Here is a 2,339-nt window from a genome sequence, read left to right as displayed (position 1 = left end):
GCCCGGCACCCCTCAGGGGTGCCGGGCTTCCGTCTGCCCGACTGTCGGTGGTGTCTGGTAGGTATGGGGCTGTGAGCAGCGAGAAGGAGAATTCCGACGGGCCCGAGCAGCTCGCGCTCATTCGGGAGACCGTACGGAAGGCGAACGTGCCGCGGGCCAAACCGCGGACCTGGCGCGGGGCCGCCCTGGCCAAGGAGCTGCCCGTCGCCCGGGTCGTCGTCAACAAGGGGGCGCTCCACCTCGACCAGTTCTTCGACTACGCGGTCCCCGAGGAACTCGACGACGAAGCCCGGCCCGGGGTGCGCGTGCGGGTGCGGTTCGGAGCCGGCGCGCACCAGGTGAGGGGCGGGCGCCGCGAGGGCGGGCGGCTGATCGACGGCTTCCTCGTCGAGCGGCGGGCCACCTCCGACTACTCCGGCCCGCTCGCCGCCCTCGCCGGCGTCGTCTCGCCCGAGCCGGTGCTCGGACCCGAGCTGCTCGGCCTCGCCCGGGCCGTCGCCGACCGGTACGCGGGCAGCCTCGCCGACGTGCTCCAGCTCGCCGTGCCGCCGCGCAGTGCCCGGGCCGAGGGCCGGACCTCCCCGGAGCCCCTGCCGCCGCCCAAGCCCCCGGAGCCGGGCAGCTGGACGCGGTACGAGCAGGGGGCGGCCTTCCTGGACTCGCTCGCGCGCGGCGGCGCGCCCCGGGCCGTGTGGAACGCGCTCCCGGGACCGTACTGGGCCGAGGAGATCGCCCGGGCCGTCGCCGCGACCCTGGCCTCCGGGCGGGGCGCCCTCGTCGTCGTACCGGACGGACGGGCGGCCGGCCGGGTCGACGCGGCCCTGACGGAGGTCCTGGGACCGGGGCGGCACGCGCTGCTCACCGCCGAGGCCGGCCCCGAGAAGCGGTACGGGCAGTGGCTCGCCGTCCGGCGCGGCTCCGTGCGGGCCGTGGTCGGCACCCGGGCGGCGATGTTCGCGCCCGTGCGGGACCTCGGGCTGGTCGTCATCTGGGACGACGGCGACGGCAGCCACAGCGAGCCGCACGCCCCGCAGCCCCACGCGCGCGAGGTGCTGCTGCTGCGTGCCGCCCACGACCGGTGCGCCTTCCTCCTCGGCAGCACGAGCTGCACCGTCGAGGCCGCGCAGCTGGTGGAGTCCGGCTGGGCCAAGGCCCTCGGAGCCGGACGCGAGCAGGTCCGCAGGGCCGCCCCCCTGATCCGGACCGTGGGCGACGGCGAGCTGGCCCGCGACGAGGCCGCGCGCGCCGCCAGGCTGCCCTCGCTGGCCTGGCAGGCCGTACGGGACGGGCTGAAGACCGGACCAGTGCTCGTGCAGGTCCCCCGGCGCGGATACGTACCCCGGCTCGCCTGCGAGCGCTGCCGGACGCCCGCCCGCTGCCGCCACTGCGCCGGGCCCCTGGAAGCCCCCGAGCAGCGGGAACTGCGCTGCGGCTGGTGCGGGCTCGGCGCCCCCGACTGGCACTGCGTGGAGTGCGGCTCGAACCGGCTGCGGGCCCAGGTCGTCGGCGCGAAGCGCACGGCCGAGGAGCTCGGCCGGGCGTTCCCCGCCGTGCCCGTACGGACCTCGGGGCGCGACCACGTCCTGGACACCGTGCCCGGGCGCCCCGCGCTCGTCGTCTCCACCCCGGGCGCCGAACCCGTCGCCGAGGGCGGCTACGCGGCCGCGCTGCTCCTCGACGGCTGGGCCATGCTCGGCCGGCCCGACCTGCGCGCGGGCGAGGAGGCGCTGCGCCGCTGGATCGACGCGGCCTCGCTCGTGCGCGGCCAGGCCGAGGGCGGCACGGTGGTCGTGGTCGCCGAACCGACGCTCCGGCCGGTCCAGGCGCTGGTCCGCTGGGATCCGGTGGGGCACGCCCAGCGGGAGCTGGCCGAGCGGGCCGAGCTGGGCTTTCCGCCGGTCTCCCGGATGGCGGCGGTGTCCGGTCCGCCGGAGGCCGTCGAGGGGTTCCTGGCGGCGGCCGGACTGCCCGGTGACGCCGAGGTCCTCGGTCCGGTGCCGCTCGCGGTGGTCCGGCCCGGCGGGCCGCGCCGCCCCGGGGACCCGCCGCCGGGCGAGCTGTGGGAGCGGGCCCTTGTCCGGGTGCCGCCGGGCAGTGGGGCGGCCCTGGCGGCGGCGCTCAAGCGGGCCAGGGCGGCCGGGCTCGCGCGCGGCGGCGGCGATCAGGTGCGGATCCGGGTGGACCCGCCGGACATCGGCTGAGCGCGGTCCGCGGGTGGCCGGCCCGCCCATGGGCCCGCGCCCGTCGGCCTTCCCCGGCCCGCCCATGGGCCCGCGGCCGTGGGTCGGCCCGCCCTGGGGCCCGTCCGCCCTTGGGCCCGCCGACACATGCGCGACGGC

Annotated in this window: 1 protein-coding gene; it reads left to right on the top strand. The window is 78.8% G+C overall.

What is annotated here, in order from left to right; all coding sequences use genetic code 11:
- Positions 1–71: 71 nt before the first annotated feature.
- Positions 72–2,201 carry a primosomal protein N' gene (locus ACWFR1_RS40160; RefSeq protein WP_453561007.1) on the top strand — a complete coding sequence of 710 codons (2,130 nt, stop codon included), beginning with the start codon at positions 72–74 and terminating at the stop codon, positions 2,199–2,201.
- The last annotated feature ends 138 nt before the right edge of the window (positions 2,202–2,339 follow it).

It is taken from the genome of Streptomyces sp. NPDC055103 (assembly GCF_053607625.1).
This window is presented reverse-complemented; position numbering and strand designations above follow the sequence as displayed.